The organism is Catenuloplanes japonicus, assembly GCF_000717135.1.
Lineage (GTDB): Bacteria > Actinomycetota > Actinomycetes > Mycobacteriales > Micromonosporaceae > Catenuloplanes > Catenuloplanes japonicus.
Genome location: NZ_JNXY01000033.1, coordinates 129,907 through 155,510, shown reverse-complemented (window position 1 = coordinate 155,510; position 25,604 = coordinate 129,907). Strand labels below are relative to the sequence as shown.

30 protein-coding genes are annotated in these 25,604 nt (G+C 70.9%); 14 read left to right on the top strand and 16 right to left on the bottom strand.

Features of this window, described 5'->3' with window-relative positions:
• Position 1 precedes the first annotated feature (1 nt).
• Positions 2-679 (top strand): potassium channel family protein, encoded by a 678-nt coding sequence (locus tag OP04_RS38030; RefSeq protein WP_033344795.1) that lies wholly within the window; start codon positions 2-4, stop codon positions 677-679.
• 255 nt (positions 680-934) lie between these two features.
• Here OP04_RS38030 and OP04_RS38025 read toward each other — a convergent pair whose 3' ends face one another.
• From OP04_RS38025 to dut, 4 genes are all read right to left on the bottom strand, one after another.
• Entirely contained in the window at positions 935-1,693 is a 759-nt protein-coding gene (locus tag OP04_RS38025) for a DUF3159 domain-containing protein (protein WP_085067087.1), read from the bottom strand.
• Between the two features lie 2 nt (positions 1,694-1,695).
• Entirely contained in the window at positions 1,696-2,076 is a 381-nt protein-coding gene (locus OP04_RS38020) for an OB-fold nucleic acid binding domain-containing protein (RefSeq protein ID WP_033344793.1), read from the bottom strand.
• Between the two features lie 105 nt (positions 2,077-2,181).
• Entirely contained in the window at positions 2,182-2,853 is a 672-nt protein-coding gene (locus OP04_RS38015) for a DUF3710 domain-containing protein (RefSeq protein ID WP_085067107.1), read from the bottom strand.
• A 55-nt stretch (positions 2,854-2,908) separates the two neighbouring features.
• On the bottom strand, positions 2,909-3,364 hold the full coding sequence (gene dut / locus OP04_RS38010) for a dUTP diphosphatase (protein WP_033344792.1): 456 nt from the start codon (positions 3,362-3,364) through the stop codon (positions 2,909-2,911).
• 88 nt (positions 3,365-3,452) lie between these two features.
• Between dut and OP04_RS38005 the strand changes: the two genes are divergently transcribed.
• Complete coding sequence (locus OP04_RS38005; RefSeq protein ID WP_033344791.1) at positions 3,453-3,956, top strand: DUF3093 domain-containing protein; 504 nt, start codon at positions 3,453-3,455, stop codon at positions 3,954-3,956.
• Positions 3,957-3,977: 21 nt separating this feature from the next.
• Here OP04_RS38005 and OP04_RS38000 read toward each other — a convergent pair whose 3' ends face one another.
• Both OP04_RS38000 and OP04_RS37995 read right to left on the bottom strand, forming a co-directional pair.
• Complete coding sequence (locus tag OP04_RS38000; protein WP_051799702.1) at positions 3,978-4,835, bottom strand: hypothetical protein; 858 nt, start codon at positions 4,833-4,835, stop codon at positions 3,978-3,980.
• A 353-nt stretch (positions 4,836-5,188) separates the two neighbouring features.
• The gene (locus OP04_RS37995; protein ID WP_033344790.1) at positions 5,189-5,485 is read right to left on the bottom strand and encodes a DUF4193 domain-containing protein; all 297 of its coding nucleotides are present in this window, start codon (positions 5,483-5,485) and stop codon (positions 5,189-5,191) included.
• A gap of 410 nt (positions 5,486-5,895) precedes the next feature.
• Here OP04_RS37995 and OP04_RS37990 point away from each other — a divergent pair, with 410 nt between their 5' ends.
• Positions 5,896-6,399, top strand: coding sequence for a LytR C-terminal domain-containing protein (locus OP04_RS37990; RefSeq protein ID WP_033344789.1), 504 nt, complete (start codon positions 5,896-5,898; stop codon positions 6,397-6,399).
• A 188-nt stretch (positions 6,400-6,587) separates the two neighbouring features.
• On the opposite strand, the gene OP04_RS37985 is transcribed toward OP04_RS37990, so the two are convergent.
• Entirely contained in the window at positions 6,588-7,421 is an 834-nt protein-coding gene (locus OP04_RS37985; protein WP_408606827.1) for an inositol monophosphatase family protein, read from the bottom strand.
• Between the two features lie 285 nt (positions 7,422-7,706).
• On the opposite strand from OP04_RS37985, the gene OP04_RS37980 reads away from it, so the two are divergent.
• Positions 7,707-9,104, top strand: a complete 1,398-nt coding sequence (locus tag OP04_RS37980; RefSeq protein WP_033344788.1) for an RNA polymerase sigma factor — start codon at positions 7,707-7,709, stop codon at positions 9,102-9,104.
• Positions 9,105-9,571: 467 nt separating this feature from the next.
• Positions 9,572-9,805 carry a DUF7455 domain-containing protein gene (locus tag OP04_RS37975; protein ID WP_033344787.1) on the top strand — a complete coding sequence of 78 codons (234 nt, stop codon included), beginning with the start codon at positions 9,572-9,574 and terminating at the stop codon, positions 9,803-9,805.
• A gap of 152 nt (positions 9,806-9,957) precedes the next feature.
• Here the strand turns inward: OP04_RS37975 and OP04_RS37970 are convergent, their stop codons facing one another.
• The 3 genes from OP04_RS37970 to OP04_RS37960 are packed head-to-tail and all read right to left on the bottom strand — an operon-like array spanning position 9,958 to position 13,137.
• Entirely contained in the window at positions 9,958-10,740 is a 783-nt protein-coding gene (locus OP04_RS37970) for an IclR family transcriptional regulator (protein ID WP_051799700.1), read from the bottom strand.
• Between the two features lie 45 nt (positions 10,741-10,785).
• Positions 10,786-11,586: a 5-dehydro-4-deoxy-D-glucuronate isomerase gene (gene kduI, locus OP04_RS37965; RefSeq protein WP_033344786.1), complete on the bottom strand. Its 801-nt coding sequence runs from the start codon at positions 11,584-11,586 to the stop codon at positions 10,786-10,788.
• 51 nt (positions 11,587-11,637) lie between these two features.
• Positions 11,638-13,137, bottom strand: coding sequence for a sodium:solute symporter family protein (locus OP04_RS37960; protein WP_033344785.1), 1,500 nt, complete (start codon positions 13,135-13,137; stop codon positions 11,638-11,640).
• A 276-nt stretch (positions 13,138-13,413) separates the two neighbouring features.
• Between OP04_RS37960 and OP04_RS37955 the strand changes: the two genes are divergently transcribed.
• Positions 13,414-13,605, top strand: a complete 192-nt coding sequence (locus OP04_RS37955) for a tautomerase family protein (protein ID WP_033344784.1) — start codon at positions 13,414-13,416, stop codon at positions 13,603-13,605.
• Positions 13,606-13,630: 25 nt separating this feature from the next.
• Here the strand turns inward: OP04_RS37955 and OP04_RS37950 are convergent, their stop codons facing one another.
• The 3 genes from OP04_RS37950 to OP04_RS37940 all read right to left on the bottom strand — a co-directional run bounded on the left by OP04_RS37950 (position 13,631) and on the right by OP04_RS37940 (position 16,437).
• A complete protein-coding gene (locus OP04_RS37950) occupies positions 13,631-15,355 on the bottom strand; it encodes a DEAD/DEAH box helicase (protein ID WP_033344783.1) in 1,725 nt (574 codons plus the stop codon).
• A gap of 144 nt (positions 15,356-15,499) precedes the next feature.
• On the bottom strand, positions 15,500-16,120 hold the full coding sequence (locus tag OP04_RS37945) for a trimeric intracellular cation channel family protein (RefSeq protein WP_033344782.1): 621 nt from the start codon (positions 16,118-16,120) through the stop codon (positions 15,500-15,502).
• A 98-nt stretch (positions 16,121-16,218) separates the two neighbouring features.
• A complete protein-coding gene (locus OP04_RS37940) occupies positions 16,219-16,437 on the bottom strand; it encodes a DUF3039 domain-containing protein (RefSeq protein WP_033344781.1) in 219 nt (72 codons plus the stop codon).
• 93 nt (positions 16,438-16,530) lie between these two features.
• Here OP04_RS37940 and OP04_RS37935 point away from each other — a divergent pair, with 93 nt between their 5' ends.
• Positions 16,531-17,451: a pseudouridine-5'-phosphate glycosidase gene (locus tag OP04_RS37935; RefSeq protein ID WP_033344912.1), complete on the top strand. Its 921-nt coding sequence runs from the start codon at positions 16,531-16,533 to the stop codon at positions 17,449-17,451.
• The gene (locus OP04_RS37930; RefSeq protein ID WP_033344780.1) at positions 17,448-18,338 is read left to right on the top strand and encodes a carbohydrate kinase family protein; all 891 of its coding nucleotides are present in this window, start codon (positions 17,448-17,450) and stop codon (positions 18,336-18,338) included. Before OP04_RS37935 ends, OP04_RS37930 begins: the two co-directional genes overlap by 4 nt.
• A gap of 470 nt (positions 18,339-18,808) precedes the next feature.
• Here OP04_RS37930 and OP04_RS37925 read toward each other — a convergent pair whose 3' ends face one another.
• A complete protein-coding gene (locus tag OP04_RS37925) occupies positions 18,809-19,153 on the bottom strand; it encodes a DUF3099 domain-containing protein (protein ID WP_033344779.1) in 345 nt (114 codons plus the stop codon).
• 264 nt (positions 19,154-19,417) lie between these two features.
• Between OP04_RS37925 and OP04_RS37920 the strand changes: the two genes are divergently transcribed.
• Positions 19,418-19,759 (top strand): hypothetical protein, encoded by a 342-nt coding sequence (locus tag OP04_RS37920; RefSeq protein ID WP_033344778.1) that lies wholly within the window; start codon positions 19,418-19,420, stop codon positions 19,757-19,759.
• A gap of 152 nt (positions 19,760-19,911) precedes the next feature.
• A complete protein-coding gene (locus tag OP04_RS37915; protein ID WP_033344911.1) occupies positions 19,912-20,457 on the top strand; it encodes a Uma2 family endonuclease in 546 nt (181 codons plus the stop codon).
• A gap of 94 nt (positions 20,458-20,551) precedes the next feature.
• Here OP04_RS37915 and OP04_RS37910 read toward each other — a convergent pair whose 3' ends face one another.
• Entirely contained in the window at positions 20,552-21,127 is a 576-nt protein-coding gene (locus tag OP04_RS37910; protein WP_033344777.1) for an HhH-GPD-type base excision DNA repair protein, read from the bottom strand.
• 63 nt (positions 21,128-21,190) lie between these two features.
• Between OP04_RS37910 and OP04_RS37905 the strand changes: the two genes are divergently transcribed.
• The 3 genes from OP04_RS37905 (at position 21,191) to OP04_RS37895 (ending at position 23,969) form a co-directional block, all read left to right on the top strand.
• Positions 21,191-21,622: a cupin domain-containing protein gene (locus tag OP04_RS37905; protein ID WP_033344776.1), complete on the top strand. Its 432-nt coding sequence runs from the start codon at positions 21,191-21,193 to the stop codon at positions 21,620-21,622.
• A gap of 38 nt (positions 21,623-21,660) precedes the next feature.
• Positions 21,661-23,112 carry a DUF7782 domain-containing protein gene (locus OP04_RS37900; protein WP_033344910.1) on the top strand — a complete coding sequence of 484 codons (1,452 nt, stop codon included), beginning with the start codon at positions 21,661-21,663 and terminating at the stop codon, positions 23,110-23,112.
• A gap of 68 nt (positions 23,113-23,180) precedes the next feature.
• The gene (locus OP04_RS37895; protein ID WP_033344775.1) at positions 23,181-23,969 is read left to right on the top strand and encodes a sporulation protein; all 789 of its coding nucleotides are present in this window, start codon (positions 23,181-23,183) and stop codon (positions 23,967-23,969) included.
• 46 nt (positions 23,970-24,015) lie between these two features.
• Here the strand turns inward: OP04_RS37895 and dtd are convergent, their stop codons facing one another.
• Positions 24,016-24,438: a D-aminoacyl-tRNA deacylase gene (gene dtd / locus OP04_RS37890; protein WP_033344774.1), complete on the bottom strand. Its 423-nt coding sequence runs from the start codon at positions 24,436-24,438 to the stop codon at positions 24,016-24,018.
• Positions 24,439-24,625: 187 nt separating this feature from the next.
• Between dtd and OP04_RS37885 the strand changes: the two genes are divergently transcribed.
• Positions 24,626-25,474, top strand: a complete 849-nt coding sequence (locus OP04_RS37885; protein ID WP_408606826.1) for a sigma-70 family RNA polymerase sigma factor — start codon at positions 24,626-24,628, stop codon at positions 25,472-25,474.
• Positions 25,475-25,604 lie beyond the last annotated feature (130 nt).

Here is a 25,604-nt window from a genome sequence, read left to right as displayed (position 1 = left end):
CATGCGCGTCGCCATCGCCGGAGCCGGCAACGTCGGCCGGTCCATCGCCCAGGAGCTGATCGGCAACGGCCACGAGGTCATGCTGCTCGAACGCGACCCGAAGATGCTGCGGCCCGAGCGCGTGCCGCAGGCCGAGTGGGTGCTGGCCGACGCCTGCGAGGTCGCCAGCCTGGAGGAGGCCGAGATCGCCCAGTGCGACGTGGTCGTGGCCGCCACCGGCGACGACAAGGTCAACCTGGTCGTCTCGCTGCTCGCCAAGACCGAGTTCGCGGTCGCGCGCGTCATCGCCCGGATCAACCGCGCCGAGAACGAATGGCTCTTCACCGACCAGTGGGGCGTCGATGTCGCGGTCTCCACGCCACGCCTGATGGCCGCGCTGGTCGAGGAGGCGGTCACGGTCGGCGATCTGGTCCGGCTGATGACGTTCCGCCAGGGCGAGGCGAACCTGGTCGAGATCACGCTCCCGCCGGACGCGCCCTACGTCGGCCACCCGGTCCGCACGGTCCCGCTCCCCCGCGACTGTGCGCTGACCGCGATCCTGCGCGGCAAGCGCGTCCTGGTCCCGCGCCCGGACGACCCGCTGGAGGCCGGCGACGAGCTCATCCTCGTCTGCATCGCGGAGGCCGAGGACGAGGTCCGCGCCGTCATCCTCGGCCCGGACGCACCCCACAACCTCTGAAAGCCTTTTTCCCGCTTCCGGCGTGGTCCGGCAGCGCTGCTCCCGCGGGCACCGGTCGGCCGCAGGCGGCCTCCCTGCCGGTCCCGCGGGGGTCCGGCAGATCAAGACCCCGTCGCGGGCGGGCCGGTGCGGCCACGTCACGCCGCCGGGTCGTCCGCTGATCCCGCGTCACACCGCCGACCGGGCCCGCGTCACCCTGCGGACCGGGCCCGCGTCACGCCGCCGACCGGGCCCGTCAGGCGCGGTCGGTCTCCGTCAGGCGCGGTCGGTCTCCGGGACCAGCGCCTCGGAGGCCCTGGTCGTGCGCCGGACGGCCCACACCGTCAGCGCCAGCATGCCCACGTAGATCGGCCAGCTGACCGCCAGCCGCGCCACGCCCAGCAGGTCCGGCTGCTTCGCGATGTAGAGCACCGCCTGCACGCCCGCCCGCACCACCAGCGACCCGGCCCAGGCCAGCGTCAGCCACTGAAACGTACGGAACAGCGCCGGGTTGTCCCGCCAGTCGTGCTTGCCGCCGGCCGAGATGATCGCCCAGATGTAACCGATCAGCGGCTTCCGCACCCCGACGGAGATGACCAGCGCCGCGGCCTGCGCGAACGTCAGCAGGATGCCCGGCAGGTAGAAGTCGCGGGCCTCGCCGGAGCGCGCCGCCAGGTATGCCCCCAGCGCGATGCCGAACAGCCCGTTCACCGCGTGGCGGATCGGCTGCTTGCGGATCAGCCGGTAGATCGCGATCGCCACCGCGGTGCCCACCGCGCCGAAGATCGCCGGGTACAGGTCCCACACGAAGTTGAGCAGCACGAACGCGCAGACCGGGATGCTCGACTCGATCAGCCCGCGGATGCCGCCGAGCTGCTCCGACATCTGCTCGGAGATCGTCGGGATCCGCTCCTCCTCCGGCTCCTCCTCCGGCTCCTCCTCGGGGTCCGGATCCGCTGATGCGGCCACCGCGTCCCGGACCGCGCCGGGCGAGTAAGGATCGTACGGATCGGCTGCTCTGTCGGGACCAGTCATGCTCACCTGGGCGCTTCCAGCTCGTAATGCGGGTTGTATATCACTTTACGGTCATCACGGACGGCGATCCGTCCGCGGGCCGTCAGCTGCCGGCCCGGCTCGATCCCGGCGATGTGCCGGCGACCGAGCCAGACCAGCGTGATCACGTCGCTGCCGTCGTAGAGGTCCGCCTCCAGCGTCGGCAGATTGGTCCGGGGTGTGTAGACGACCGTGCGCAGCCGGCCGGACACCGAGGCCAGCTGGCCGCGCAGACAGGTCCCGACCGGGGTGGCGCCGCACTCCGCGCTCTCCCGCTGCAACTCCTCCGCGTCCAGCTCGGCCTCGGAGGCGGTGAGCCGCTGAAGGAACCGGCGCAACGTCGACCGTCGCTCATCGATCGTCATGGTGCGGATGCCACCCTTCTCGGCCGGTCAGCGCGGCGATGCCGGTCCGGCCCTGGGAAACCCAGCCCCGATCCGCTGTCCGACCAGAGTACGCCCCGCGGGCCGCTACGACCGGGGACGCGGCGACGGCCTGCGGCGCTGCTCGTCCGCCGGGGGCTCGGCGGCCGGCACCGGGGCCTGCTGCGCCGCCACCTCCTTCGGCAGCCGCAGCGGCAGCGGCTCCTTCACCGGCTTCGCCTCGTTGCCCCGGTCCACGACCAGGCCGCGCAGGCACTCGCCGAGCAGCGGCGCGCTGGCCGGCGCGGTCGCCACCGGCCCCTGGAAGACCGCCTGCACCATCCAGCGCGGCCCGTCGACGCCGGCGATCCGCAGGTCGACCGGGCCGTTCGGGGTGGGCACGCGGGCCAGCAGCTCGACGCCGTACGGCCCCTCGGTCTCCTGCAGCTGCCCGCCCTGGGAGACCAGCGACGCGCCGACCTCCTCGCGGACCTCCTCCCAGATGCCCTCGCTGCGCGGCGCCGCTACCGCGATCAGCTGGAGCGTGCTCGGCCCCTCGCCCAGCACCACCTGCTGGACCTGGCCCTCGGGACCGGCCTGGACGCGCACCTCTACGCCCGGCACGGCCGGGATCTGCATGCTGCCCAGGTCGAGGCGCTGCACGCCCTCCGGCGCGTCGCTCACGTCGTACGGCCCGGTGGTCCCGGCCGACTCCGTGGCGGTCGGAATCGGGGTTTCCTCGGCACGCGCGTGACGCCCGCCCCGCGAGAAGATCGCCATGATCACCTTTCCGGATGAACCGAGATGTCGTTGATGGTCGGAGAACTCGGAGAACCTAGAGAGCCGCGTGCCCGCCGGTCGACCCGTGCCCGCCGTCGCCGCGCACGGAGTCCGGCAGCGCGTCGACGACCTCGAAGACGGCACGCGACACCCGCTGCACCACGAGTTGGGCGATCCGGTCGCCCCGCGCGATCTTCGCGGTCCGCGCCGGATCGTGGTTGATGAGATTCACCAGGATCTCGCCCCGGTAGCCGGCGTCGACCGTACCCGGCGCGTTCAGCAGCGTCACGCCCAGGCGGGCGGCCAGCCCGGACCTCGGGTGCACCAGCCCCACGAACCCCTCCGGCAACGCCAGCGCCACCCCGGTCTTCACCAGCGCGCGGTGGCCGGGCAGCAGCTCCACGTCCTCGGCGGCGTACAGGTCGGCGCCCGCGTCCCCCGGGTGCGAGTAGGCGGGAATCGGCAGGTCCGGGTCGAGTCGCTGCAGCGGCACGGGCACGGTCTCGGTCACGGGTTCGGATCCTCATCGTCGGCAGCACGTCACGAACCCCCTTATCCTGCCGTGCCGCCCCGCGCGAAGCACTCGTACCCTGGCTGACGTGGCACCCCCCGGCACCCGCACCCCGCAGACCGTCCTCCACCACGAGCGACTGACCGTCACGTGGTGGCTCTGGATCCCCGCGTTCGCGGCCGCGGCGGGCCTCGCCACCGAGGTCTGGATGGGCGCGCCCGGCGTCCGCGCCTGGCTGCCGTTCGCCGTGCTCCTGCCGCTCACCGCGCTCGGCCTGTGGGCGCTGGGCCGCATCCGGGTCGCGGTCGCCCCCGGCGAGTCCGGCGAGCCCGAGCTGCAGGTCGACGACGCACGCCTGCCGGTCCGGTTCGTCTCCGAGGTCGTGCCGCTGGACCTGGAGGGACGCCGCGAGATCCTCGGCGTGGCCGCGGACCCGATGGCGTTCGTGGTGCAGCGCCCCTGGATCCCCGGCGCGGTCCAGGTGCTGCTGAACGACCCGGCCGACCCCACGCCGTACTGGGTGGTCAGCACCCGCCACCCGATCGCGCTCGCACAGGCCGTCCTCGACGCCAAAGAACAGCACAAACCCTGACAACCGCATCGGGGGTACGACTCAGGAGCGCTTCTTCTCCGTACCCTCGATGATCTTGGGACTGCCTTTGATCTCGCGCCGTTGACGACGCAGATCCTCACGGAGCCGGTCACCGAGCCCGCGGGTCGCCCGCCGGTTCAGGTAGCTGGCCACGGCCGCGCCGGTGAGCAGCGGCCCCAGCGTGGTCAGGTTCCGGCCGAAGCGCTTGAGCAGCATCTCGCGCAGCTCGCGGCGCGCGGCCGTGCCGAGCACCGCCCCCACGCCCGCACCGGGCAGCAGCGGGTTCACGCCACGCTGGGTGGACCAGGCGTGCAGCATCGAGACCGCCCGCTCGCCCGCGGTGCCGGGGACCGGCTGCCCGTAGATCTCGTGCAGCTCGCCGATCAGCTTCAGCTCGACCGCGACCACCGCCACCGTCTCCGTGGCCAGCAGCACGGGCGTGGTGAGCAGCGTGGGCGGCACGGCCCACTCGATCGCGGAGACGCCACCTCCGGCGGCACCGATCCCGGCCGTGGCGCGGGACGCGTTGCGCACGAGACGGTCGGCGAGCGCCTCGTCGTCCAGGCCCGGGTGGTGCTGCCGCAGCGTCGCGAGGTCCCGGATCGGCACGTAGGGCGCGATCTGCCCGACCGAGTCGAGCATCCACTGGATCGCGACCTTGGGGCGGATCATCCGTCCCGCGCCGCTCGTCCGGACCTGCTGGACGAGACGGCCGAGCAGCCGGCGGCGGACCGGCGGCGGTAGCTCCTCGTCGGCCAGCTCCGCGAGGGCCTGGCTCAGACGCTCCGGGTCGCCGGTCTCGGCCGGCGGCACGCCCGGCTCGGTCACCGGCGCCAGATCGTCGATGTCCTTGCGCTGCTGGTGGCTGGCGTCCGTCATCTCGCCCTCCTGCCTCGATCCGTCGACCGGTACTACCCACGCGGAAGGCGCGGCAACCGGCCACAGCGGTGGATCGAGTCAACCAGATCCCCGCCACGCGCAGATGGCTGTCAAAGCCTTTAAAAGGCATCGCCGCGTCGCGGACCGCCACCACCTCAGGAGACCAGCCCCGCAGCGTGAAGCCTTAGCCAGGCATCGCCGCGTCGCGGACCGCCACCACCCCAGGGAACCAGCCCCGCAGCGTGAAGCTTTAGCCAGGCATCGCCGCGTCGCGGACCGCCACCCTCGGCCCGCAACGCGGTGTGTGCCCTATTCGGTTGTGCGATTGACGGTCCGATCCCCTGAGGCGGGGATCAGGCGCACTCGTGGCAGATCAGCTCGCCGTTTCGCTCGTGTGCGAGCTGGCTGCGGTGATGCACCAGGAAGCACCGCGAGCAGCGGAACTCGTCCTGCTGCATCGGCAGCACCTTGACAGTCAGTTCCTCGTCGGCCAGGTCAGCACCGGGCAGCTCGAAATTCTCGGCTACCTCGGCCTCATCCACGTCGACGGCGCCGGACTGCGAGTCGACGCGACGTGCCTTGAGCTCCTCAAGGCTGTCCTCGCCGAGGTCGACCTCGTCGCGACGCGGGGCGTCGTAGTCGGTGGCCATCGGTTGTCACTCTCCCGTATCGATGTGTCGTCCGGCGTCTGTAACGCCGGACGGCGATGTTCGGTTCCCTGGGGGCCAACGTTGGCACGAACTGCCACTGTGACGTCACCCTCAGCGACGATGCTGATAGTGACACCACGTCGTCAGCTCACCAAGAAACTCCCCCCAGCGAGCGCGGTACCTTACCGCTCTCGTGCGTTGCTTGTACGCCCCGGCCCGCCCAGATGTTCCCAATGTGATTCAGGCGACACCAAGGTAGGGGGTCGTCCGCGTCGATCATCGTCGGCGCGCCGGGACCGCTCGTCACTTTCCCGGGCGGGCCTCGCAGGCGATAACCTCAGCGGGACATCCGGAAACTACCGGGCGCTGACTTTCCGCGGGGAGCCTCCACCAACATGAGCTATGCGCGCATGCGGGCGCTCATCGTCCTGAGCGTGCTGACCGTCGCCGCGATCGTGTTCGTCGCGGTCGCGTTCGTGCGGGACAGCCAGACCGAGGCCACCGTCGCCGAGGAGTGCCCGGCCGGTTTCATCCGGGCGAACGTCGCGCTCCCGGAGCCCAAGGACGTGAAGCTGAAGGTGTTCAACGCGGCCGGCACCGACGGCCTCGGCGCCCGGGTCAGCACGGACTTCGGCAACCGGAAGTTCCAGGTGGAGAAGGCCGAGAACAGCGACAAGACCAGCGACGCGGTCGCCACCCTGCGGTACGGCCCGAAGACCGTCGGCGCCGCCCACCTCCTCCGGGCGTACTTCCTGGACAACGCGCGCACCGAGTACGACGAGGCCCGCGACGACGACGTGGTGGACGTCGTGATCGGCACCCGCTTCGAGCAGCTCGCCACCACGACCGAGGTCAACCAGTCCCTCGTGGAGCTCGGCCAGGCCAAGCTCCCCCCTGGCACCTGCGCGGCGTAAGACGCCCCCCGACGTTCAACCCGGGCTCGTGGAAGTTGCTCCTGCCCCCGGCGCGAGTCGGCCACGTCGTGAGACGCAGTCGACCAGAGATGGCGGGCCGGCATCAAGACACGCTTTTCGTCTTGATGCCGGCCTGTCATCGCCGGGAGTGGCGGCGAGCCCGGAGGAGCGAAGCGACGACCAGAAGCTCAAGCGCCGCCTGAGGCGTTCAGGGCCACCAGGTGGTCGTGGAGCGGGCCGAAGAGCGCGGGCGGGGCCGCGATCAGCATCGGCAGGCCCGGCTCCGCGCCGTTCAGGCCCTCGACGGTCAGACCGGCCTCGCGTGCGATCAGGCCGCCGGCCGCGTGGTCCCAGGGGTTCAGGCCCTTCTCGTAGTACGCGTCGATCAGCCCCTCGGCCGCGAAGCAGAGGTCCAGCGACGCCGCGCCCCACCGGCGGATGTCCCGCACGTGCGGCAGCAGCCCGGACAGCACGCCGGCCTGGTGCAGGCGGCGCGCCGCGTCGTACCCGAACCCGGTCCCGACCAGCGTCTGCGCCAGCTCGGTCTGCGCGGAGCCGCGGATCGGCCGCCCGTCGTGGAACGCGCCGCCGCCGAGCGTGGCCGTCCACTCGTCCCCGGTGGCCGCGTTGCGCACCACACCGGCCACGACCACGCCGTCCACCTCCGCGGCCAGCGACACGGCGTACTGCGGCAGGCCGTAGAGGTAGTTCACGGTGCCGTCGATCGGGTCGACGATCCACCGCACCGCGCTGGTGGAGGACGCCGTCGAGCCGTACTCCTCGCCGAGCAGCGCGTCACCGGGCCGCAACGTACGCAACTCCTCGGCGACCTGGCGCTCCACGGCGCGGTCGGCGGCGGTCACCACGTCGGTCGCGGTGCTCTTCGTGTCGATGGCCGAGCTGACCGCCTCGGCACGCATGCGCCGGGCCGTGTCGGCGGCGCGCCGGGCGATCTCGACGGCGGTCTTGAGCAGGTCCACGGGCTCGAGCTGGTTCAGGGGCTCAGGAGAAGTCTGTCGCACGCGGTCCATACTGCCGTCCCGCCGGATTCGTCCGCATGTCCGGCGGGGTAACATCGTCCGCAAACCCTGTCACCACCGACTTCTCGCGCCTCACGCCGTCGCCGGCGGCGCGGGGCGCAAGCTGTTTGCCTCAGACAGCGTTACAATTCACGCTGCCCACGTGTCACGGACGGTCGCCACGCCGGCCAGTCCGCGCCACAGGGGCCACTACATCACCGGCCCGCAGTCTGCTCGCGCTGCCCGCCGGATCGGCCGTGCTCGTTCTTCGCCTCCGGAAGGTCATCCGTGTCAGAAGCCCGCCACACCGGCGCCGACGTTCGCTCGCTCACCGACACCCTGATCGCCAGCGCCGCCAACGCCGGTGGCCAGTTGACGTCGGCCGAGCTCGCGCGCAGCGTCGAGGCTGCCGAGGTGACCCCGGCCCAAGCTAAGAAGCTCTTGCGAGCGCTGGCGGACGCCGGCGTGACCGTCGTGGTGGACGGCTCGGCCAGCACCCGCCGCCCACGGGTCGCCGCCGCCCGCTCGGCCACACCGGCCTCCAAGGCCACCACCGCAAAGACCACCAAGTCCACCGCCGCCAAGAAGGCCGCGCCCGCCGCGCCGAAGCAGGCCGCCCCCGCGGCGCCCGCCGACGCGAACGGCGCCGGTCCGGCCAAGCGTCCGGCGAAGGCCGCCGCCGCGCCGAAGACCGGCCCGGCCAAGGCCGTCCCCGCGAAGAAGGCCGCGGCCAAGACCGGGGCCAAGGGGCCTGACGGTGAGCCGCTCGAGGACGACATCGATCCCGAGGAGCTCGCCGCCGAGCTGGAGGACGTGGTCGTCGAGGCCGCGCCCGCCGAGGTCGCGGCCGCGACCGCGGATGCCCAGGCCGACAGCAACGACTTCGAGTGGGACGACGAGGAGTCGGAGGCGCTGAAGCAGGCGCGTCGCGACGCGGAGCTGACCGCGTCCGCCGACTCCGTCCGGGCTTACCTCAAGCAGATCGGCAAGGTCCCGCTGCTCAACGCGGAGCAGGAGGTCGAGCTCGCCAAGCGGATCGAGGCCGGCCTCTACGCCTCGGAGCAGCTGCGCGTCGCCGAGGAGGGCGGGGAGAAGCTGGCGTTCCAGCTGTCCCGCGACTACAAGTTCTCCACCTACGCCACCTGGTGGATCCGGCAGGCCATCACCCGCGCCATGGCCGACCAGGCCCGCACCATCCGCATCCCGGTCCACATGGTCGAGGTCATCAACAAGCTCGGTCGCATCCAGCGCGAGCTGCTCCAGGATCTGGGCCGTGAGCCCACGCCGGAGGAGCTGGCCAAGGAGATGGACATCACCCCGGAGAAGGTGCTGGAGATCCAGCAGTACGCCCGGGAGCCCATCTCGCTGGACCAGACGATCGGCGACGAGGGCGACAGCCAGCTGGGTGACTTCATCGAGGACTCGGAGGCCGTCGTGGCGGTCGACGCGGTCTCGTTCTCGCTCCTGCAGGATCAGCTGCAGCAGGTCCTGCAGACGCTCTCCGAGCGCGAGGCGGGCGTGGTCCGGCTGCGGTTCGGCCTGACCGACGGCCAGCCGCGCACGCTCGACGAGATCGGCCAGGTCTACGGCGTGACCCGCGAGCGGATCCGGCAGATCGAGTCGAAGACGATGTCGAAGCTGCGGCACCCGTCACGCTCACAGGTCCTCCGGGACTACCTGGACTGAGCCTGCCCCACCGCTTTCAGGCGACGGCCGTACCCCCGACGGGGTGCGGCCGTCGTCCGTTTCATGGTGATTCAAGGGGGACACCCGAACGGGCGATTTCGTTTGGCCGAACCGGCGAAGGTCCTGAATGCGACAAACGGACCATGGGGCGCATAAGATGCCGGAGTAGCGTAAAAATCGCCCGGTCCAGCGGTGCGCCCAACGATCAATTATCCGGATGCTGACTTCAGAGTCAACTTTCCGTGCCCGTTTGACCACCAACCGTACATCCTTCGGTGGTGATCAAAGAGTTGTGGGGTTGTGATCGTTGACGTGGCACCCTTGGTGCACGGCACACTGTCCATACCAGGTGTGACCTCGGTCCCCCGAGGGCACCATGGGAAGGCCGCACCCGGCAAGGGTGTTGGACAATGGGTGAAGCACAACCGAAGAACCTGTTCATCGGTGACGACCCGAGGAGGTAGGCGATGACCCCGACCCTCACGCCGCCGCCAGAAACGGCGGCTCCCCCAGCCGCCGATGAACGCTGCGATCGTTGCAGCGCGGCGGGCAAGTTGCGGGTGACCATTGCCGGCGGCAGTGAGCTGGTGTTCTGCGGACACCACGCGAACCGTTACGCCGACGATCTCGTCAAGATCGCAGTGCAGTACGTGTCCGAGCCGGAGTTCACCTGGCGCGGCGCGGACATGATGCGCCGCTAGGACTGGCGAAGTCACAACCGGTCCCGCCCCCGGGCGGAACCCGGCACAACCGAACGAGTCGACCCGATGACGGGGGCGCCCAGGTGTGGGGCGTCCCCGTTACCATCCCGGCTCCAGGCATCACACCGACCGTGCCTGGACCCAGACTCGTTCTAGGCCGGCCTCGGCATCCGGCCCGGCGACCCGGGCACGGCGGCGCCGAGCGCGGCCGACACGTCCCGCGCCGCGGCGATCACGTCCGGCGCACGCATCTCCAGCGAGCTCATGGTGCTGTCCATGGCCAGTGTGGAGATGGAGATGCCGCCGAGCACCTGACCGGTGTGGTCGAAGACGGCCGCGCCGACGCAGCGGATGCCCGGCTCGTTCTCCTCGTCGTCGACCGCGTATCCCAGCGCGCGGACCCGGGCCAGGTGGGTCAGCAGATCTTCCTCGCTGGTCAGCGTGTGCCTGGTGCGCTGGGTCAGGCCGGTCCGCCGGCAGATCGCCCGCACGTCCTCGTCGCTCAGCTGGGCCAGCACCGCCTTGCCGATCGCGGTCGTGTGCAGCGCGACGCCCATGCCGATCCGGGACGGCATCTGGTACGGCCGCCGCCCCTCCTGCTTGTCCACGTAGACCGCCTCGTCCGTGTTCCGGATCGCGAAGTGCGTGGTGTAGCCGGTGGCCTCGCAGAGCGCCCGCAGCGCGCCGGACGCCTGCCGCGCCGGATCGAACCGGTGCATCACCCGGCCCGCGAGCGTCAGGATGCGCGGACCGGGCTCGTAGCTGCCGAGTCCGTCGGGCCGGGCGAACCCCCACAGCACCAGCGCCTGCAGGATCCGGTGCACGGTCGACTTCGAGACGCCGGTCGCGGCCGCGATGTCGGTGACGCGGTGGTGCTCGGCGAGCGCCTCCAGCACCGCCAGCGTCTTGTCGATGGAACTGCCTTCCCTGGCCATGAGATCCAGCCTATCGGGGGTGGTGGCGGCGGGATCCGGCCTCCGTCACCGCAGGTCGCCGATGGAAACCGGCTCCACGTCCTCGTACGCCTGGTTCTCCCCGCCCATGGCCCACACGAACGCGTAGCTGCGCGTGCCGAACCCGCAGTGCACCGACCAGGACGGCGAGATCACGGCCTGCTCCGGCGCCACGATCAGGTTCCTGGTCGCGTCCGGCCGGCCCATCAGGTGCACCACGCGGTCGGACTCGGGCAGGCCGAAGTAGAAGTACACCTCGGTGCGCCGCTCGTGCGTGTGGGCGGGCATGGTGTTCCACATGCTGCCCGGCGCGAGCACGGTGACGCCCAGGACGAGCTGGCAGCTCTGGATGCCCTTGACGTGGATGTACTTGTAGATCGTGCGCTCGTTCGAGCCCTCGGCCGCGCCCAGCCGCACCGGTTCCGCGTCGTCGAGCGTCGCCTTCACGGTCGGGTGGCTCTCGTGCGCGGGCGTGGAGACCAGGTAGAACCGGCCGTCGAAGCGCACGTCGCGGGCGCCGCGGCCGACGTAGAGCACCTCCCTGGCGGCCAGCTCGTGCCGGACGCCGTCGACGGTGACCGTGCCGGGCCCGCCGATGTTGACCACGCCGAGCTCGCGGCGCTCCAGGAAGTACTCCGCGCGCAACGCGTCCGGGCAGGGCAGCGTGGCCGTGCCGTCCGCGCCGCCGATCACGATGCGGTCCTCGTGCGAGTACGTCAGCCGCACCTCGCCGGGCGCGAACAGATCCTCCACCAGGAAGCGCCGGCGCAGCTGCTCCGTGTCCATGCCCGGCAGCTGATCCGGGGCGGTGGCGTGACGTGAGTCCATGAAGAATCCTCCTCGGGTGGGGGCCGGAGAACATTCTCCGGCCCCGTCGCATCACGCCGCGGGCACCGGCTTCGCATCCGCGGCCGGGTCGTTCTCCAGCGAGTCGATCAGGTCGTCGCGGTCCGGCGTGCGCTCCGGGCGGAGCAGGCCGATCGCCACGTAGAGCACGAGCGAGGTGACCAGCGGCACACCGACCACCATGGTCTGGCTCGTCTCCTCCAGGATCCACTTGACCACCACCCAGACGCCGAGCCCGGCGGCCCAGGAGACCAGCGCCGCGGTCGGGCCGCTGCGCCGGAACCAGGGCAGCAGGCCGAGCATCAGCGGGATCGAGATCGGGCCCATGGTGGCGGCGACCAGGTCCACCACGATCTTGAGGACCACGCCCTGCCCCTCGGTGCTGATCGCGATGACCATGCTGACCACCACGAACAGGAACGTGGTGACCCGGGCGAAGGTCAGCTCCGCGCGCTCGCTGAGGTTGCGGACCGCGCGGACCAGCACGGGCGCGATGTCGCGGGTGATCACGGACGAGATCACGTTCGCGTCCGAGGAGACCATGGCCATCGTGTGCGAGAAGAAGCCGGCCAGCACCAGGCCGATCACGCCGGGCGGCAGCAGCACCTTCGCCAGCTCGACGTAGGCCTGCTCCGGGTTGGCCAGGCCGGGGACGATCAGCGGCGCCGCGATCATCGGGAGGAACAGGAACAGCGGCCAGACCAGCCAGAGCCCGCTGGACAGCAGCGCGGACCGCCGGGCCGCGGAGCCGGACGGCGCGGCCATGTAGCGCTGGGCGAGGTTCCACATGCCGCCGTTGTACTCGAACGTCTTGATGAACAGCAGCGCGAGGAAGAACGTCACCGTGTACGGCCCGCTGAACGGGTCGCCGTGGCCGGGCGGCAGCGCGTCCCACATCGTCCACAGTGCGGAGACGCCGCCGAGGTGGGACAGGAACGCGACGAACATCGCGACGCCGGCCACGCCCTGGATGACGAACTGCCCGAAGTCGGTGAGCACGTCCGCCCAGAGCCCGCCCGCGGTGATGTAGACGAGCGTGACCGCGCCGGTGAGCAGGATGCCCCAGACGATCGGCACGCCCGCGAAGCCGCGCAGCAGCACGGCGATCGCCACCCACTTGGCCGCGATGTCGACGACCTTGAGCAGCGCGCCGCTGTAGGCCAGCGCCTGCTGGGTGGGCAGGTTGTAACGGCGGGCCAGGTACTCCAGCGGCGAGGCCACGCCGTACTTGGAACGGAGCCGGTTCCACCGGGCGGCGAAGACGAACGCGCCGACCCCGACGCCGAGGCCGATGGTCAGCGCCCACCAGACGTACATGGCCAGCCCGACGTTGTAGGCGACGGCCGCGAAGGCGACGAACATGACGGCGCTGTATCCGGACATATGGTGTGAAATCCCCGACAGCCACCAGGGGATCATGCCTCGTGCGGTGAAGAAGTCGGCGACGCTGTGGATGCGGCCCTTGGCCCACAGGCCGATGCCGACCATCACCAGGAAATATCCGCTGAGAATTACCCAATCGAGCGTGGTCATGTGCGCTCCCTCCAGCGCTGTAACGCGGGCGTTACACGATGTTCCGGTACATGGAACATGCTGTCAACACATGGAACGCATCGGCTTTTGTGCATGCATGATCGAGTCGGGATGATCGGCGATCCGCCGCACGCCACCCGCCTCGACAGACGCGCCTTGCAGGCTTTAAAGATCTACATCGATAACAAAGACATCGACGATGGTACGACCCGGAGAGCCCTTGACGGCGTTCCGTTGTACGGGACAATGTTCTCGTCAACGAAACAGGGAGGGTCCATGCCCAACATCACCGTGGAGCTGCTGTCCGGCCGCTCGCTGGATCAGCGGCGGGAGTTCGCCGAGGCCGTCACCGCGGCCGCGGTCGACATCCTGAAGGCGCGCCGGGCCTCGGTGCGCATCCGCTTCGACGAGATAGAGCGCGAGGACGTGGCGAACGGCGGCACGCTGGAGTCCGACCGCACCGACTGAGCCCTGTGGACGGGCCCGCCCGGCGTCACATGGTCTGTATGGTGGCGATCCGCTCTTCGAGCTGTTCGATCGTCGCCTGGGCGCTGGGCGGGCCGCCACAGAGGCGCCGCAACTCAGCGTGGATCTTGCCGTGCGGCAGCCCGGTCCGGTGGTGATGCGCGGCCACCAGCGTGTTCAGCTTCCGGCGCAGCCCCACCCGGCGCTCGCCGGCGGTGAGCGGCGCGACCTTGGCCGGCGCCGGCTCGTCGTCCTTCTGCGCGGCCTTCCGCCGCTTCTGCGCGGCCAGCTGGTCGGCCTGACGCTTGTTGAGCAGCGTGGCGACCTGGTCCGGGCTGAGCAGGCCGGGCAGGCCGAGGTACTCCTCCTCCTCCGCCGTGCCCGTCTGGGCGCCGGTGCCGAAGGACGCGCCGTCGTAGATGACCTGGTCCAGCTCGGCCGTGGCGGAGAGCGCCTGGAAGCGCTTCTCCAGCTCGCCGGATGCGTCCTCCTTCTTCTGCGCGCGCTCCAGCAGCTCGTCGTCCAGCCCGTCCTTGTCCTTCGGCGCGCCGAGCACGTGGTCCCGCTGGACCTCCATCTCGCTGGCCAGGCCGAGCAGGTGCGGGACGCTGGGCAGGAAGACGCTCGCGGTCTCGCCCTGCTTCCGGGCGCGCACGAAACGGCCGATCGCCTGCGCGAAGTAGAGCGGCGTGGACGCGCTGGTGGCGTACACGCCGACGGACAGGCGCGGGATGTCGACGCCCTCGGACACCATCCGGACCGCGACCATCCAGCGCTGGTCGGAGTCGGAGAACGTGGCGATCCGCTTCGACGCGTCCGGATCGTCGGAGAGGACCACGGTGGCCCGCTCGCCGGTCAGCTTCTCCAGCAGCTTCGCGTACGACCGGGCGGTCTGCTGGTCGCTCGCGATGACCAGCCCGCCCGCGTCCGTGATGCCGTGCTTGCGGATGATCGAGAGCCGGTTGTCCGCCGCGCGCAGCACCTGCGGCATCCAGTCGCCGGCCGGGTCCAGCGCGGTGCGCCAGGCCTGCGCGATCAGATCCTGCGTCATCGGCTCGCCGAGCCGGGCGGACAGCTCGTCGCCCGCGTTCGTCCGCCATCGCGTCTCGCCGGAGTAGGCGAGGAAGATGACCGGCCGGACCACGCCGTCGCGCAGCGCGTCGGAGTAGCCGTACGACGAGTCGAACCGGGACTGCTGCAGGCCGCTGTCGTTGCGCTCGTAGAGCACGAACGGGATCGGGTTCTCGTCCGAACGGAACGGCGTGCCGGTCAGCGCCAGCCGTCGCACCGCGGGCTCGAACGCGGCCTTCACGCCGTCACCCCAGGTGCGCGAGTCGCCCGCGTGGTGGATCTCGTCCAGGATGACCAGCGTGCGGCGGGTCATGGTGCGCCGCCGGTGCACGTGCGGGGCCATGCCGACCTGCGCGTACGTCACGACGGCGCCGTGGAAGTCGGCGGCGGAGTGCAGGTCCGCGTTGCGGAACGCGGCGTCCAGCTGGATGCCGACCCGGGCCGCCGCGGAGGCCCACTGTGTCTTCAGGTGCTCGGTCGGCGCGACCACGGTGACCGCGTCGATCGTGCCGTCGACCAGCAGCTCCGCCGCGATGCGCAGTGCGAAGGTGGTCTTGCCCGCGCCCGGCGTCGCGACCGCCAGGAAGTCCTCGGAACCCTGCCGGAGGTACTTGACCAGGGCCTTGCGCTGCCAGGCTCGCAGCGGGGGGAAGGTCTCCAGCACCGGCGCCTTCGGACTCAACCCGCTCGCTCCCCCACCGTAAAGAACTGATTACACAAAAATGCCGCCGCGTCAATCGGCGCGGCGGCCCGGACCAGCATAGCCCCGCGCGAGGCTGACGGGCTGGCCGGAAGGAGACAGATCACCGCCGTGCCGCGCCGCCGGTCAGGTCAGCGACGGCGGGACCGGCGCGGACCAGGAACGCAGCAGCGCCACCACCCGGATGACGAAAATCAGGAACGCGGGCACGGCCAGCGCGAAGCCGTCGTGCTGCCCGGTCCGCACCAGCACCGCCACCAGCACGGCGCCGGCCAGCGCGGCCACCGCGTAGATCTCCCGCCGCAGCACCACCGGGATCTCGCCGAGCAGCATGTCACGGCCCACGCCACCGCCGATGCCGGTGATCATCCCGGCCAGGCAGGCGCCGACCGCGGGCAGCCCGGCGTTGAGCGCCTTGAGCGTGCCGGTGACCGTGATCAGTCCGAGGCCGGCCGCGTCCAGCAGCAGCACGGTCCAGCGGAGCCGGGAGAACTGCGGGTGCAGCCAGAACGTGGCGCCGGAGGCGATCGCGGCGGTGATCGCGTACCGCCAGTCCGCGAACGCGAGCGGCGGCACGGCGCCGATGATCAGGTCACGGACGATGCCGCCACCGAGCGCGGCCACGAAGCCGACGAAGATGACGCCGAAGAGGTCCAAGCGTTTCGCCACTGCCGCCGAGGCCCCGGACGCGGCGAAGACGGCCACGCCGGTCAGGTCGGCGATCAACAGGGCGCTGGGGGTGCTCACCGCCGCAGAGTAGATCAACTCCTCGGCGGCGCCAGAGAACCGCGCCGGTCACGTAACCGTCCCCCGGCGATCCGGCGCGGGTCAGGATCGGCCGTCGGTCAGTCCTGCAGGGACTCGTAGATCTCCTTGCACGCCGGACACACCGGTGAGCCGGGCTTCGGCGACTTGGTGACCGGAAATTTCTCACCGCAGAGCGCGATCACGTAGGTGCCCATCACAGCACTCTCCGCAATCTTCTCTTTCCGGACATAGTGAAACATCTCCGGTCCGGTATCGGCTTCCTTGATCTCAGGGCGCTCAAGGATCTGGGTCGTCATTTTGCCTCACACCTCCAAAGGTCCCAGTCTGACAGCTCACTCGGCACCGGTCCACCGGACTACGCGCAACCGCAGGTCCGTACCGTGGTGATCGTGAAAAACTCATCACTTCGCTACGGCGCCGAGGTGGCCGACGCGCTCCGCGACGGCCTCCCGGTGGTGGCCCTGGAGAGCACGATCATCTCGCACGGTCTGCCGCATCCGGACAACATCCGGGTGGCCGGCGAGATCGAGGATGCGGTCCGGGCCACCGGCGCGGTTCCCGCCACCATCGGCATGATCGGCGGTGAGCTGGTCGTCGGCCTGGACGCCGCGCAGATCAGCCACCTGGCCAGTGCCGACGACGTGGCGAAACTCTCGGTCCGGGACCTGGCCGTCGCGGCCGCCCGGCGCGCCGACGGCGCCACCACGGTCGCCGCCACCAGCGCGGTCGCGGCCGCAGCCGGGATCGGCGTGTTCGCCACCGGCGGCCTGGGCGGCGTGCACCGCGAGGCGAACATCACGTTCGACGAGTCCGCGGATCTGACCACGCTCGCCCGTACCCCCATCGTGGTGGTCTGTGCGGGTGTGAAGTCGATCCTCGACGTGCCCGCGACGCTGGAGCGGATGGAGACGCTCGGCGTCACCGTCGTCGGCTACCGGACCCGCCGGTTCCCCGGCTTCTTCATCACCGACAGCGGGTACGAGCTGGACTGGTCCGTCGACTCGCCGGAACAGATCGCGGAGATGGCCGCCGCGCAGGCCGCGCTCGGCGCCACCCTCGGCGCGACCGTGGTCGCGAACCCGCTGCCGGTCGACGAGCAGCTGGACATCGCGCTGCACGACAGGACGCTCGCGGACGGCCTCGCGCTGCTGGAACGGGACAAGATCACCGGCAAGGCCGTGACGCCGTTCCTGCTCTCCTACTTCCACTCCGCGACGGACGGCGCCAGCCTCGCCACCAACGTCCGGATCATCCTGCGCAACGCCACGCTGGCCGGCCAGATCGCGGTCGCCGCCGCCAAGCGGTCCTGACCGTGGGCCGCGTCCTCGTCGTCGGCGACGTGATCACCGACGTCGTGGCCGTGCTCGGCGGCCCGCTCGCGGCCGGCTCCGACACCCCGGCGGCGGTCCGCGTCGCCGGGGGCGGACAGGCCGCGAACACGGCCGCCTGGCTGGCCGCCACCGGCACGCCGGTCACGCTGGCCGGCGTGGTCGGCGACGACCCGGCCGGCGACGCGCGGCTGGCGGAGCTCGCGGCCGCCGGCGTCACCAGCGCGGTGCGCCGGGCGCCCGGCGCGGTCACCGGCACCATCATCGTGCTCAGCTCCGGCGACGACCGCTCGATGATCACGGACCGCGGTGCGAACCTGCTGCTCCGCCCGGCGGACGTGGACGCGGCGCACGCCGAGGACGTGGTGCACCTGCACCTGTCCGGTTACGCGCTGCTGGACGCGGACTCGCGGCCCGCCGCACGGCATGCGCTCCGCATCGGCGTCCCGGTCAGCGTCGACGCCGCCTCCGCCGCGCCGTTGCGCGAGATCGGGGCGACAACCTTCCTCGATTGGGTACGCGGCTGCGCGCTCCTGCTGGCCAACGCGGACGAGGCGCTGGTGCTGGCCGGCCCCGGCGACGCACACGACCAGGCGCTGGCCATCGCGGCCGCGACCGGCGGCGTCGCGGTCGTCAAGCGCGGCGCGGCCGGCGCGGTGCGGGCGTCGGCGGACGGCACGGTGATCGCGCTGCCGCCGTCGCTGGCGGTCGCCGTGGAGCCGGTGGACCCGACCGGCGCGGGCGACGCGTTCGCCGCGGGCCTGATCGCCGCACTGATCGGCGGCGCGTCCCCGCTGGACGCCCTGGCCGCCGCCCACACCCTCGGCGCCCGCGCCGTCACCACGATCGGCGCACGCCCGGCACGCTGACCCGGCGCACGCCCGGCACGCCAGCTCGGCGCACGCCCGGCACGCTGACCCGGCGCACGCCCAGCACGCCCGGCACGCCGGCTCGGCGCACGCCCAGCACACCCCAGCACACCCGGCACGCCGACTCGGCGCACGCCCGGCACACGGCCCACCACCATGCGACGGCTACGCACCACCGCGTGTGCAGCGCACCATGCGTGCCGCACTGCCACCGCGCGCACAGCACACCAACACGTGCCGCGCCGCCGTTGGGCGCGGCACGGGACGCGCCTCGATCGGCGCGAGCGCGACGGGGGTCGCGTGCTTTTCCCGGTGTCGCGCGGGACCGGCTCCGATGCCGGGAGGCAAGCGGAGCGCCAGCGAAGTCTTGGCGTACGGCGAGGTTTGCCCGCGGGAGCAGCGCTGCCGGACCACGCCGGAAGCGGGAAAATGAACTAGATCTTGAACTTGATCTGTTCCGTGAGGCTCGGCTAGGGCTCGTAGTCGATCGTGTGCGGCGCCTGCTGGGCCGGGAGGGCGGTCTGGCCGGGCGCGATGCGGTCGGTGGGGCGCCGCATGCGGTGTTTCTCCTTGGGCGGGCCGTCGTTCGCCAGGATCACGGCCAGCCAGGGCAGGATGACCATGCCGGCGGCGCACAGTGAGAGCCAGAGCGGCAGCCAGGGGGCCTGGACGCTGATCAGGATGCCGCCGACGATCAGGCAACCGGTGCGGATCAGCATCATCACGACATATCGAATCTGGCGGCCGCGCAGCTCCTCCTCGGGGTTGCGCGGCGCGTCGGTGATCAGGCTGGGCCTGCGCTCGTGGCGTCTCACCGAAACCCTCATTTCCGGGTGATCTTCGCTCCCGTCGACCCATCCTTCCACTTCTTTCCCGCGGTCACCGTCCGGGCCGCCGCCCTGAAACTTTTCTTCACCGAGATCCGTCTTCACGCATTCGCGAGCGACGTTCTTTTTTGCGTGTATAAAACACGACTCACCCGATTTAGGCGTGTTTGGAATTCCGATCATGGAGGGCGATAGGTACTAATTGGACGCAGCGGCTGATTGGGTCGCTAACCACATAAATCAGGAGTATTCATGCGTATCTCGAAGATCGTTGCCGGCGTTGCGCTGGCCGGTGTCGCCACGTTCGGCGGCTTCTCGATGGCCGCTCCGGCGATGGCGACCGGCGGCGGCCACGGTGGCGGCTCGAGCAGCACCACGCTGGTCGACATCACCGGGATCAACATCCTGAACGGCAACGAGATCACCCTGCTGCAGAACGTGCAGGTCCCGGTGGCGGCTGCTCTGTGCGGCGTCAACGTGAACGTTCTCACGCAGATCATCGACAACAACCAGATCTCGGACTGCTCGCCGTCCTCCAGCGCGACCGTCCTCAACAAGCTGCTGTTCAAGAACTTCAAGATCAAGAAGCACTGATCACGCACTTCCCCCGCGTGTTCAGCGCATCCCCCACCGATGGCCCGGCACTCCCAGTGCCGGGCCATCGGCCTGTCCGGTCCCCCGAAAGTGGCACGGGACGGCGGGAACCAGGAATCATCGGTACCGTGCACGGCGAAACGGAGGCCCACATGAGCGCAGCGACCGTCGGCGCCCAGATGCCACCCGAGATCACGCTCGATCACGTCGCCGCGATGGCGGCGGCCGACGAGCATCACCGCTACGAGCTCAGCCGAGAGGGAGTTCTGTCGATCATGCCGCCCGCGTCACCGGAGCATGCGCTGATCGTCTCGCGGCTCGTGCACTGGCTTTACCTGCACGGATTCGGACCCGAGGAGATCACGTCCGACTGCGGTGTCGACGTCGGCGGCGGCCGGCAGCCGGACCTGACCCTGTGGGCCAAGGGGAAACCGCCGCGGCGGGCCCGCTCCAGCTACGCCGGAACCGACGGTCTGCTGGTCGCGATCGAGGTGATCTCGCCGGACAGCGAGATCACCGACCGCGTGATCAAACGTGGGGAGTACGCGGCCGCGGGCATCCCCCGCTACTGGCTGGTCGAGCGCGATGAGGCGAACACCGTGCAGATGCTGCGGCTGGCCGCGGGCGGCTACGAGCCCGAGCAGGAGCCCCGACCGCTCGCCCGGCTGCTCAACGGGCCGATGATCGAGCTGACGTGATGGACGAATACGACCTCGGCCGGGCCTACTCCGAGGCCTGGGACGAGTGGGACGAATCGGTGTGGGAGTGCACGGTCGGCGACGGACTCGCGGGTCAGGACTTGGCGGCCTTGGCGGCGGCCTTGACCGACTGCTTGTACTCGCGGACCTGGGTCAGCGACGCCGGGTCCGTGATGTCCGCGACCGACCGGCGGGAGCCTTCCTCGCCGTAGGCGCCGCACGCCTCGCGCCAGCCCTCCGGGGTGACGCCGAACTGCTTGCCGAGCAGCGCGGCGAAGATCTGGGACTTCTGCTTGCCGAAGCCGGGCAGCTCCGCGATCCGCCTGACCAGCTCCTTGCCGGTGGTGGCTTCGTCCCACAGGCGCGCCGCGTCGCCGTCGTAGCGGTCGACCAGCATCGTGCACACCTCCTGCACGCGCGCGGCCATCGCCTTCGGGAAGCGGTGCAGCGCCGGCGTACGCCCGAAGATCTCGACGAGCGCCTCCGCGTCGAACTCGGCCAGCTCCCGCGCGGCCGGCTCGTGCCCGAGACGCTCGGCCAGCACGTGCGGCGACGAGAACGCCTTCTCCAGCGGGATCTGCTGGTCCAGCGTCATCCCGATCAGCAGCGAGAGCGGGTGCCGGTTGAGCAGGTCGTTCGCCGCCTGGTCGATGGGGAGGGAGAGCGCCATGACGGCATCATCTCAGACCTCCATGCGGCTGCGGGTGCGGGCGGGGCAGTGGAGAATGCGGGGATGAGCAGGTCGTCGATCGTTGCGGAGTTGGATCTGGCGCCGCACCCGGAGGGTGGCTGGTACCGGCAGACGTGGCGCAGCGGGCACGAGTTCGCGCCGGAGGGATATCCGGGGGTGCGCGCGGCCGCTACCGCCATCTACTTCCTGCTGCACCCGGGCGAGGAGGCGCGCTGGCACCAGGTCCGGTCGGACGAGCTGTGGCTGTGGCACTCGGGCGGGCCGCTGACGCTGCGGATGGGCGGGGACGGGGACGCGCCGAGCGAGTTCGTCCGGTCGCTGGTGCTGGGCGCGGAGCTGAAGTCCGGTCAGCGGCCGCAGGGGCTGGTCCCGGCCGGCACCTGGCAGGCCGCGTCGCCGGCCGGGCACGAACCGGCGCTGGTCACCTGCATCGTGGCGCCGGGGTTCGAGTACGAGGACTGGCGGCTCGGCTGACGACATCGCCGATGGGGAACAATGTGGGCGTGACCGACATGCTCCTCTCCGACGACGGCGTCCAGCGGCTCCGCGACACGCTCACCCGCACCGGCTACACCGCCAAGGGCATCGCGGACCGGCTCGGGCCGGACGCGACCGCCGCGGTCGGGCGCAACGACTTCCGGGCCGCGCTGCGCGTGACCGAGGACCGTGACCCGCTGGCCACGCTGATCCGGCTGTTCGTGTGCGGGCAGACCGAGTCCGAGCGGCACGTGGCGGACGCGCTGCCGCTGGCCGAGGCGCTGGAGGCGGGCATCGTCGAGAAGGACGGCGACGGGCTGCGCCAGGGCGTGGACCTCGAGCCGTACGGCGACGACTACTGGATCGTGTCGGACGTGCCGGCCCGTCCGGGCCGCCCGTTGCCGGCCGATCACGTGCTCGGCGTCGGCGGCGCCTCGACCACGCTGGCGGCCGCGACCATGCGCCGCCGGGTCGGCACCGCGCTGGACCTCGGCACCGGTTGCGGCATCCAGGCGCTGCACCTGCACGAGCACGCGGAGCACGTCACGGCCACCGACCTGAGCGAGCGGGCGCTGCGCTTCGCCGCGACCACGGCGGCGCTGAACGGCCAGCGCTGGGAGCTGCTGCGCGGCGACATGACCGAGCCCGTCAGGAATCGCAGGTTCGACCTGGTGGTGAGCAATCCGCCGTTCGTGGTCGGGCCGGGCGTGGCCACGCACACGTACCGGGACTCCGGCCGCCCCGGCGACGCGATCTGCGCGGAGCTGGCGGAGAAGGCGCCGAGCCTGCTCACCGAGGGCGGCACCATGCAGTTCCTGGCGAACTGGGAGCACGTGGCCGGCGAGGACTGGGAGGACCGGGTCGCGGGCTGGCTGGCCGGGACCGGGCTGGACGCGTGGGTGATCCAGCGCGAGGTCGCGGACCCGATGTCGTACGTGGACCTGTGGCTGGCCGACGCGTCCGACGGCGGCGACCCGCACCGCAAGGCCGCGTGGCTGGACTGGTTCGACGCGCACCGGATCGAGGCGGTCGGGTTCGGGCTGATCAGCCTGCGGCACACCGGCGCGGACGACCCGGCGGTCCGGATCGAGGATCTCCGGCAGCAGGTCGAGGGCACGCTCGGCGAGCGGGTACGCGACTGGTTCGGCCGGCAGGACTGGCTGCGCGGCCACGACCGGTCCGGGCTGCTCGCGACGCGCTACCGGCTGGCCGAGGGCACCCAGCTGCTGCAGGAGGCGACCATGGGCGACGAGGGCTGGCTGGTGGATCGGCAGGTGCTGCGCATGACCCAGGGCGCGCGCTGGTCCGAGGAGGTGGACCCGCTGGTCCTGGCGCTGGTCAGCGGCGCGGACGGCCGGGTGCCGCTCCGGGAGCAGCTGTCCGTGCTGGCGCTGGCGCACGACACCCCGGAAGAGGATCTCGTCGATGCGGTGCTGCCGCTGATCGGTCACCTGGTGGAACGGGGCATCGTCGTTCCGGAGTCATGACGAGCGAAAGCCTTGCGACCGGCGGATACTGTGCCTGAGAACCAGACAGAGATCCTACGGAGGACGTCGTGGTCTTCAAGCGGTTCATGCAGGCCCTGGGTGTGGGCGGCCCGTCGGTGGAGACGGTGCTCGCCAACCCGAACGCCCGGCCCGGCGGTCATCTCGAGGGTCAGGTCCACGTCCAGGGTGGCGATCACGCCGCCGACATCGAGTACGTCTCCCTCGGCCTGGTCACCCGCGTCGAGGTGGAGAGCGGCGACAGTGAGTACGACACCACGCAGGAGTTCCACCGCCAGCGCCTGACCGGGGCGTTCCGTCTGGAGCCGGGCCAGCGCTACGACATCCCGTTCCGCTTCGACGTCCCCTGGGAGACGCCGATCACGCACGTCTACCACCAGTACCTGCACGGCATGACCATGGGCCTGCGCACGGAGCTGGAGGTCGCCCGCGCGGTCGACAAGGGCGACCTCGATCAGGTGGCGGTCTTCCCGCTGCCCGCCCAGGAGCGCATCCTGGACGCGTTGCAGCAGCTCGGTTTCCGCTTCACCCGGGCGGACGTGGAGCGTGGCCGCATCTACGGCGTCGAGCAGACGCTGCCGTTCTATCAGGAGATCGAGTTCTACCCGCCGCCGCAGTACGCGTCCGGCATCAGCCAGCTGGAGCTGACGTTCGTGGCCACGGCCCGGCAGCTGCAGGTGGTGCTGGAGATCGACAAGCGGGGCGGGCTGTTCACCGAGGGCCACGACGCGTTCGGCCGTTTCAACGTCGACTGGGCCACCGCGGAACAGACCAACTGGACGGCGCAGCTGGACAACTGGCTCCGCCAGTCCGCCCAGCGTCGCGGCCTGTTCTTCTAGAACCCGAAAATCGTGCGAGGGTACGCCCCGGGCGCCCTGATCCCGCTCAGAGATCCAGGATCAGGGTGTTCGGGCCGGCGTTGACGGACTCGACCATCATCTGGGTCCGGAACCGGCCGGTCTCCACCTTGGCGCCCCGGTCGCGCAGCGCTTCCACCACCGCGGTGAAGAGCGGCTCGGCCACCTCGGCCGGCGCCGCGGCCGACCAGGTGGGCCGCCGCCCCTTCCGCGCATCGCCGTAGAGAGTGAACTGGCTGACCACGAGGATCCCCGCCCCGAGGTCGGCCGCGGATCTCTCCCCGGGCAGCAGCCGTACCTCGTGAATCTTGCGGGCCATCGACTCCGCGATCGCCGGCGTGTCCGTGTGGGTCACGCCGACCAGCACCAGCAGGCCCTCGCCGATCGCGCCCACCACCTCGCCACCCACGGTCACACTGGCCCTACTCACCGTCTGAATTACCGCTCGCATGGCCGCCACCCTGCCATAAAGCCGACTGAGGACTCCTCATCTACCCCGAACGCAGAGAAGCTCTCCCGGATTAGTGCCACAAGGGGTTCGCCTTACCTCCGCTTAACGGGGTTTGGAGAAAGCTGTCTCTCACCGGCACGACGTGTTGGTAACGCGCCACTTGTTGGAAGCGGGGAGGGGACTCACGGTGGTCCTGCAGATGATGACGGAGAACGCGATCAGCCCGGTCTTCACGGCCGGTGAGAAAATCACCGCGGCGGAGGACGTCGTGGACATGGTCGTCGACCTGGACGCCACCGACGAGCGCGGTGTCTCGGCCGACCTGGTGCGGGCCTACCTGAACGGGATCGGCCGCACGAAGCTGCTCACCGCCGTGCAGGAGGTCCAGCTCGCGAAGCGCATCGAGGCCGGGCTGTACGCCGAGGAGCTGCTCGGCGCCGAGGGCCACAGTGCGCCGACCGCGGAGCTGACCTACAAGTTCTCCACCTACGCCACCTGGTGGATCCGGCAGGCCATCACCCGCGCCATGGCCGACCAGGCCCGCACCATCCGCATCCCGGTCCACATGGTGGAGCAGGTCAACCGCATGGTCCGCGCGCGCCGCGAGCTGTCGGTGTCGCTGGGCCGCGAGCCGTCGGTCGCCGAGATCGCGGTCGCGATGGGCGTGCAGGAGTTCCAGGTCATCGAGCTGATCTCGTACGACCGGGAGCCGGTCAGCCTGGACCAGGCCGTCGGCGAGGACGGCGAGAGCGCGCTCGGCGACTTCGTGGCCGCGGACAGCGTCCAGCCCGGCGAGAGCACGTCCCCGGGCGAGCTGCGCAACGAGGTGGAGATCGTGCTCTCCTCGCTGTCGCAGCGCGAGCAGGCCGTGATCCGGCTCCGGTTCGGACTGGACGACGGCCGCCAGCGCACGCTGGACGAGGTGGGCCGCGAGTTCGGCCTGTCGCGCGAGCGCATCCGTCAGATCGAGAAGGTCACGCTGCTCAAGCTGCGTGACCCGAGCCGCGCCTCCCGGCTGGAGGCCTACGCCTGCTGAGCGGGCGACATGAACCACGGCAGACCGGTGGACGAGGGGGCCTCGGTCCACCGGAGCTGCCGCCGGTGCGCGTCGGCCGCCGGTCCGATCGGGGGGAGTGATCGGGCCGGCGGCCGCCGCGAGGTGCGGC